This is a genomic window from Pseudaeromonas pectinilytica (assembly GCF_054780855.1).
Map to the genome: position 1 here is coordinate 1 of NZ_BAAGVN010000101.1, position 6,072 is coordinate 6,072.

Genomic DNA, 6,072 nt, shown 5'->3' on the forward strand with positions numbered 1-6,072 from the left:
CTACAACCAAGAGCCCAACAGTGCAAAATCTTGGCTATCGGGTGGGGTGAAAATAGTCAACAACACGTAAAGGGAACAGCGCCAAAAGCGTCAACAAACAGATTTTGATCTTGATGAGGCAAACGCACTACTCATAAAAATCGCAGAAATAGCTCATTCCTTGCCAATAATGGAAACGGCGGGCTCGGGGACACCCATCAATTGAGGTTGGCCGCCGAGGCTGGGTGTCCTTTTCGTGGGTAATAGCTACAGACGATGCAGGGCGCAGATCTTGTTGCCGGCGGGATCCAGCAGATAGGCCAGATAGAGGTCGCCTATGGTGCCCTGACGCACGCCGGGCGGATTTTCGCAGCTCACTCCGCCATTGGCGATACCGGCGGCATGCCAGGCCTCCACCTCCCCCCCGGCACTCTTGGCATTAAAGCCTATGGTGCTGCCATTGCCCTTGCAGGCTGCGTTACCGTCTATGGGTTTGGTGATGGCAAAGACGCCGGTAGAGGTGTAATGCCAGTCAGTTAACGCTGACTGGCATTGTTTTTATTAGGTTTTCTGATTGCATACTTCTTTGGCCTGGCTTTTACACATCGAGGGTAACTTCGCTCTCGTCTCGTCGGTAAGATGAACTGCTCTGCCTGCTTATCCAGCTCGGCCACCCTTGCCGGAACATTACCCGGTGAAACAAACGGCAAACAACTGAGTTCTTGGATTAAATAGACCGAGGCCATATGAAAACTCAGCTGACTTGCAGTATAGCCCTTGATGGCTAATAACATCATGTCGATCGGCCACATAAAAAGCCGCTAAAACACGCATAAATAAAGGGATTTATGGTTTTGCAGATGGACTATAGACCATAAAAATATTTATTTTTCGTTCCCTTCTTGTGATAGCTAGCTAGCTATCTTTATAATCTCGTTGTGTCTTGTGATAGCTAGCTATCTAGCTCAACTCTGGAGGATGATGACGTGACGATCTTTGCTGTGGTCAATACCAAAGGCGGCGTGGGAAAGACCACGACCGCCGTCCATCTCGCCACGATGCTGGCCCGGCAGGGCAAGACCTTGCTGATTGACGGCGACCCGCAGGCGAGTGCCGCGAGCTGGGCCGCGTGGCGGCGAGAGAATGAGGGATACACGCCCAGCCCGACGACGACATGCCTCGCGGGCAAAGCGATCCTGGCCGAAGGCAAGCAGCTTGCCAGCGGCTTCTCGCATGTTGTGGTGGATGCCGGTGGCCGCGACTCGGTGGGGTTGCGTTCCGCTTTGCTGCTCGCTCAACGCGCAGTTATCCCGATAGGTGCTTCCAACCTCGATGCCGCAGCTATGACCGATCTGCTGACAGTGGTCGAGCTGGCCCGTGACTACAACCCCGACCTCGATGTGCGCGTGTTGCTGACCCGCGTCGATCCGCGCACCAAGGACGCCGCTGAGATGCTGGAGTTTCTGGCCGAGCAGGAGCTGACTGTGCTGCCGACCAAGGTTTGCGAGCGCGTGGCTTTCCGTCGCGCCATCGGCGAAGGTGCGATCGTGCAGGAGCTGGGCAAGGATCAGGCTGCGATTGCGGAAATGGAAGCCTTCTTCAAGGAGGTGACGGAGTGAAGAAGATGCGCGGAAAACCTGACCTCACAGGCATTGCCACCCCACTGAAAGACCCGACTGCTTTTCTGGAAGGTGGAGCGGGGGATGTTGCTGACAAGGCGCATCGGGATTCTTCCAAATCTGCGGCACCTGCCGCAGATGAGCCGCCCGTGCCGACCGTCCAGAAGCTTTTTCGGATGCGGTGGGACATCGCCAAAGCCCTCAAGGACGCCGCAAATGCAGAGTCAGTACCGGGCCATCGAGTGACGGAAACCGAGATCGTTGAGCGGTTGCTCAAACAGCATTTCGGTATTGAGTGAAAGATAGCTAGCTATCAAGCTAGCTAGCTATCTAATTCCTTATCTGGCAGAGAACATGGACTCTAGTCCATACTCGATGGAATAACTTGCACGTATGGCGTGGAGGCGGTATAAAGATGGCCATGAGAGAACCAAAGGGCGTCGTTAGCCCAATGACATTGCGCGAGTTGGTCGATACCGGTGCTGTTACAGGTGCGGTGATCCGACTCGATGATGACGGCCAAGGCTTACTGGTTGGGGTTGCGCTCGTCGGTGATGGTGAGCGGATTCTGGGTACGGCGAGGGGGACTGAGCCTCGTTATTTCACCAGTATTGATGGTTTGGTTTCCGCAATGCAGGACTGCGGTATCAATGAGTTCAAGCTGGATGCGAGAGGGTTCGTTTCTCGCGGCAAGAAGGCATCAGCTCGGCGTGGATTTGGGCGCAGTGCTCAAGGCAAGCTGGGCGTTTGAGGAGTTAGAGCTATCGAGTAGCACCAGAGACAAGGCACCGAAAAAGCAAAAGCCCCGTTGGCGCGGGGCTTTGTGCAAAGTTTCGGGGGGCGTTGAGACGTAGAGAAACAAAGCCGGAGGGGCAATCGACTTGGCGGTCGGTGTCTCACCCGAGGGAACCATCACAGGCCCTCATTCTACGTCCCAACCCCCCGGTAGGCAAGTTTTTGCCCGCGTTTTTGCGCGGGCAGCGGAGGGGTATGGCTCGACAATCCACCGTCGCAGCACGCGACGAAGCACCGACACAGCGGTTTTTTCAGGGCGGCACCGCCCTGAATCGCGTGCTGCTTGAAGCTCCTTACCTGCCCCGGTGCTCCGACGATAAGACCGCTACGCGCATCCGTCCTCGTGAGTACGCGATTCGCTATCCATACATGCAGGTCAATCGACCGGGCATGGTGAGCTGGCTGATCTTCGACCTCGATCACTCAAACGCGCTCATCTGGGAGGATGCGGGCTTGCCAGCCCCCAACCTGATCGTGCGCAACCGCAAGAGTGGCCATAGCCACCTGTACTACGCCATCCCCCCCGTTTGCACGACAGAAAGCGCCCGCTCAAAACCCATCGCCTACATGAAGGCGATCTACGAGGCGTTCGCCGCCCGTCTGGACGCTGACACAGACTTCCACAGCGGGCCGGTCGCCAAAACTCCCGGCCATCCGTGGTGGCTGACATGGGAGATACACAGCCACATCTATGAGCTGGGCGAGCTGGCCGACTATGTGGAGCTGGCCGTGTCCTCGCCGTGGGGTAAAGGGCCGCAGCTCGATGAGGTCAGCCATTCGCGGCACTGCATCTTGTTCGAGCACCTGCGCTACTACGCCTATTCCATCGTCAACCGCGAGCGCGAAAAGGGGTCATTCTCGACCTTCACCCGCTTGCTGGAAGCCTACGCACATAACCGCAACAGTTTCCATAAGCTCGGCTTCTCCGGCGACCTGCCCCTGTCCTCGCTGCGTGCCACGGTGAAATCGGTCGCCCGCTGGACATGGGATCGTTACCGGGGTGATAGCCGCTGCCATCGAGGCGTGATGCAGCTCGATAAGGACTTGCCGCTGGTTGAGCGGCAGCGACTTGCAGCCGCACGCACGCACGAGGTCAGGCAGAAGGCCACAGAGTCCAAGATTCGGGCTGCCTGCCGCCAGCTCCAGCAGAAGGGCGAAACCCTCACTCAAGCCGCTATTGCGCGTCTGGCGGGCCTCTCTCGACAGACCGTCGCGGCCTACAAGCATGTCCTGACCGAAGTGCTCAAACCAGCAGTTGTCGCCGTATTGGAGGTGGTCGCAGCACCCAGATCGGATGTTAAGCATGGTGTACATCAGGTATCTGCCCCCCGTGCCTCTGTGGTTGATTTGATCGCCAAGGGGTTCGATTTGGAGCCTGTCGATTCTTCGTAGTGCAGTCCGGGGGGCTTTCGCTTTTGAGTAGCCCTAGCATTTCGGGGGTGATGGCAAAGAGATCATTTAGCCCTGAGCTGCTGGAGTCGCTTCGGTCGATGGTTGTGACAAAAGCTCTTGATGCCCTCGGGTTGCATTGGAAGCGCGATCAGGATTTTCAGCCGGTGAAGGATGCGGCCACTCTCCGGTTGCATGTTGCAGTTGGTGGCCAGGTTTTTCGATACCCGTGCAGACAAAGGTGGTGGCGGTGCGATTATTTGGCTATGCACCTCCTGCGGCTCGACTTCGTTGCGGCGGTAAAGCGGTTGTCGTCCTCGCGTGTTTCCAGCGTTTGAGTGGTTGATTTCAAGCCTTTGGCGACCGCGAAACCTTGCCGGTTTCGGGCTTCCTGCGTCCGATCTTGCCGGACTGGCCGCGTGGGCAGGCTCGGCGGGCTACGCCCTTGAACCTACCCACCGCCCTCCTTACGGCTACTCGTCATTTAAAAAATGACCGGAGCTACTTGAAAAGCAGCTTGCTGCTTCCTGCCGGTGGTGTCGTGACGCCAAGATGGTGATGTGTTTTCACTTGCCCATCGGAGGGCCAAGTCATGCAAGTCACCATCCGTCGATTTCCCTGTGCTCGTGTTCGAGCGTTCGTTCACGTCGAACGTGTCTTCGAGGCCGCGTGCTGCATCGGTGACGATCTCGTCGAGCCTGTCCTGCTGGCCGAGGTCTGCCAGCGCGAAGCGGTCTGGCCGCATCTTCACCAATGCCCTCTGCGGAGCCGGGCGACGGCGACGGAATAGCGCAGTCTTTCCGGCGTCGGCGGCTGGCCAGCCAACGCGCCGCAGGCGAGGCGGCAGCTCGTGCTCGACATCCGGGAGGACAGGCGACCTTTTTAGTTTGTTAGTTTATTTGTTTGTTCGTTTCTTCGTTTGTTGTGTTATAATGAGGTCCTCATGTGATGGAGGATCGGTTATGCGCCCTGCTGAGTTTTCCCCGGAAGAGATCGTCGCGGCTGGTGAAGCCCTTGTGGCCGCTGGTCGCAATGTGACCGGCTTTGCCCTGCGCCAGAAGGTCGGTGGCGGCAACCCCAATCGCCTCAAGCAAGTGTGGGACGAGCATTTGGCTGCGAAGAACACGACGGAGGCTGAGCCTGTGGCGGAGCTGCCGGTCGAGGTGGCTGAGGAGGTCGCTGCTGTCACCAAGTCGCTGACAGAGCGACTTGCGACGCTGGCCGTCGAGCTGAACGACAAGGCGGTCAAGGCTGCTGAGCGCCGGGTCGCCGAAGTGTTGCGCACTGCTGGTGAGCAGCGTGAGCAGGCGGAGCGGGAGCTGGTCGATGCCGCACAGACGGTTGACGAGCTGGAGACACGGTTGGACGAGTCGCAGGCGGAAGTTGAATCGCTGGAAAGGCGGCTCAGTGAGGCTCAGTCTCATGGGCAGGCGCAGGCTGTCGAGCTGGCCCAGTTGCGTGAGCGTCTGGTTGCCACTGAGCAAGCTGCACGGGCCACTGCTGATGCCCACGAAGCCGTGCGCTCGGAGCTGGATGCTGCCCGTCGCGACGCAGGCGTGAAGATCGAGGCGCTGCGAGGTGAGTTGGCCGAGCAAAAGGCCAAAGCCGCTGCTGATGCTCAGGCACACGCCGATTACCGGGCGCGGATGGAGCAGGATGCAGCGCGGATTACCGAGCTGCTGGGGCAGGCAAAAGAGGCTCGGCATGATGCGTCAGAAGCCCGTGAATATGCTGCAAAGCTGGCGGGTCAGTTGGAGGCTGTACAGGCTCAGAATGCCACTCTACTTGCTGCTGTCCAGCAGAGGTCTGATCGCGGTTCGGGTGGCAAATGAGTCAAGGATATGCGTCGGGTGATGTGAGGCTGCTGACCCCGGCAGAGCTGGATGCTTTGCGTGATGAAATGCAACGTGATGGCGAGTGGGCGCGTGAAGAGCTAGCTCGTCGTCGAGCGGCAAGGATTGCCACGGTTCAAGCCGCGCTTGAGGATGACGACAATGCCGACACCTGATGAACTACAGCAACTCTCAGATGAAATCCGCCGTGCTGGTGCGATGCTCGTTCAGGTGGCCCATGACGGCGATCCTGAAATCCTGATGATGATCGTCAATGTGCTTAACGCATGTGCAGCAAAACCTGCATGGTGGGCGCGTGAGGCGCAGGCTGCTGGGTAGCGTCACCAGCCCAAGCTGGCAACTGAAAACCCCATAGAAGCAGGCAGGCCGTAACGGTCAGGGTGATAGTTCCAAATGCGTGGCTGTGTTTGCGGTGGGTCATGAAATTCTCCTGTAAT

At 58.1% G+C, this 6,072-nt stretch carries 9 protein-coding genes and 1 pseudogene; 7 read left to right on the plus strand and 3 right to left on the minus strand.

Features of this window, described 5'->3' with window-relative positions; all coding sequences use genetic code 11:
• Window positions 1–246 precede the first annotated feature (246 nt).
• A complete protein-coding gene (locus ACYVG7_RS07220) occupies window positions 247–396 on the minus strand; it encodes a VOC family protein (protein ID WP_214456238.1) in 150 nt (49 codons plus the stop codon).
• Between the two features lie 119 nt (window positions 397–515).
• Window positions 516–773: pseudogene (locus tag ACYVG7_RS07225) on the minus strand (IS4 family transposase); the annotation flags it as partial.
• 192 nt (window positions 774–965) lie between these two features.
• Between ACYVG7_RS07225 and ACYVG7_RS07230 the strand changes: the two are divergent.
• The 4 genes from ACYVG7_RS07230 (at window position 966) to ACYVG7_RS07245 (ending at window position 3,785) form a co-directional block, all read left to right on the plus strand.
• The gene (locus tag ACYVG7_RS07230; RefSeq protein ID WP_194857283.1) at window positions 966–1,598 is read left to right on the plus strand and encodes a ParA family protein; all 633 of its coding nucleotides are present in this window, start codon (window positions 966–968) and stop codon (window positions 1,596–1,598) included.
• Window positions 1,595–1,897 (plus strand): hypothetical protein, encoded by a 303-nt coding sequence (locus tag ACYVG7_RS07235; protein WP_058657678.1) that lies wholly within the window; start codon window positions 1,595–1,597, stop codon window positions 1,895–1,897. The genes ACYVG7_RS07230 and ACYVG7_RS07235 overlap by 4 nt, the downstream gene beginning before the upstream one ends.
• A gap of 122 nt (window positions 1,898–2,019) precedes the next feature.
• Window positions 2,020–2,349, plus strand: coding sequence for a hypothetical protein (locus ACYVG7_RS07240; protein ID WP_162791158.1), 330 nt, complete (start codon window positions 2,020–2,022; stop codon window positions 2,347–2,349).
• A gap of 239 nt (window positions 2,350–2,588) precedes the next feature.
• A complete protein-coding gene (locus ACYVG7_RS07245; protein WP_275058447.1) occupies window positions 2,589–3,785 on the plus strand; it encodes a replication initiation protein in 1,197 nt (398 codons plus the stop codon).
• Window positions 3,786–4,266: 481 nt separating this feature from the next.
• Here ACYVG7_RS07245 and ACYVG7_RS07250 read toward each other — a convergent pair whose 3' ends face one another.
• Complete coding sequence (locus ACYVG7_RS07250) at window positions 4,267–4,533, minus strand: hypothetical protein (protein WP_275058448.1); 267 nt, start codon at window positions 4,531–4,533, stop codon at window positions 4,267–4,269.
• Between the two features lie 211 nt (window positions 4,534–4,744).
• On the opposite strand from ACYVG7_RS07250, the gene ACYVG7_RS07255 reads away from it, so the two are divergent.
• From ACYVG7_RS07255 to ACYVG7_RS07265, 3 genes are read left to right on the plus strand one after another with little or no spacing between them, the layout of a single operon-like run.
• The gene (locus ACYVG7_RS07255) at window positions 4,745–5,614 is read left to right on the plus strand and encodes a DNA-binding protein (RefSeq protein WP_460882522.1); all 870 of its coding nucleotides are present in this window, start codon (window positions 4,745–4,747) and stop codon (window positions 5,612–5,614) included.
• The gene (locus ACYVG7_RS07260; RefSeq protein WP_160387565.1) at window positions 5,611–5,790 is read left to right on the plus strand and encodes a hypothetical protein; all 180 of its coding nucleotides are present in this window, start codon (window positions 5,611–5,613) and stop codon (window positions 5,788–5,790) included. Before ACYVG7_RS07255 ends, ACYVG7_RS07260 begins: the two co-directional genes overlap by 4 nt.
• Window positions 5,777–5,953, plus strand: coding sequence for a hypothetical protein (locus tag ACYVG7_RS07265; protein ID WP_202118822.1), 177 nt, complete (start codon window positions 5,777–5,779; stop codon window positions 5,951–5,953). The genes ACYVG7_RS07260 and ACYVG7_RS07265 overlap by 14 nt, the downstream gene beginning before the upstream one ends.
• The last annotated feature ends 119 nt before the right edge of the window (window positions 5,954–6,072 follow it).

What these genes read in the sequence shown, in the direction of transcription:
- ACYVG7_RS07240 (WP_162791158.1), top strand. Translation starts at nt 2,020, where the DNA reads ATGAGAGAACCAAAGGGCGTCGTTAGCCCAATGACATTGCGCGAGTTG.
- ACYVG7_RS07245 (WP_275058447.1), top strand. Translation starts at nt 2,589, where the DNA reads ATGGCTCGACAATCCACCGTCGCAGCACGCGACGAAGCACCGACACAG.
- ACYVG7_RS07255 (WP_460882522.1), top strand. Translation starts at nt 4,745, where the DNA reads ATGCGCCCTGCTGAGTTTTCCCCGGAAGAGATCGTCGCGGCTGGTGAA.
- ACYVG7_RS07260 (WP_160387565.1), top strand. Translation starts at nt 5,611, where the DNA reads ATGAGTCAAGGATATGCGTCGGGTGATGTGAGGCTGCTGACCCCGGCA.
- ACYVG7_RS07265 (WP_202118822.1), top strand. Translation starts at nt 5,777, where the DNA reads ATGCCGACACCTGATGAACTACAGCAACTCTCAGATGAAATCCGCCGT.